Annotated in this window: 1 protein-coding gene; it reads left to right on the top strand. The window is 56.9% G+C overall.

Annotated elements, in window-relative coordinates:
- Positions 1–181, top strand: a 181-nt coding sequence (locus WFL93_RS24260) for a hypothetical protein (RefSeq protein ID WP_336779208.1), incomplete at its 5' end; no start/stop codon positions are given.
- Positions 182–202: the final 21 nt, after the last annotated feature.

Here is a 202-nt window from a genome sequence, read left to right as displayed (position 1 = left end):
GCGGGTGACGCCGCCAATCAGCACAGGAATGGACAGCCAGCCCGCACCGTTGGTGATGGCGGATGCGGCGGGCATTTTCGCGGCTTCGCCTAAACCAAGGTTTGCGAGAAAGATACCCCTGGCACTTATTCGCGGCCTGCTGGCACACTTCACGGCTTTTAACGGAATGAGTCCATGCTGATTGGCTATATCAGGGTATCAA

Source organism: Pantoea sp. USHLN256, assembly GCF_037149875.1.
Taxonomy (GTDB): Bacteria; Pseudomonadota; Gammaproteobacteria; order Enterobacterales; family Enterobacteriaceae; genus Pantoea; species Pantoea nemavictus.
Note: the sequence above shows the minus strand (reverse complement) of the source record. Positions and strands in the feature narration are given on the sequence as shown.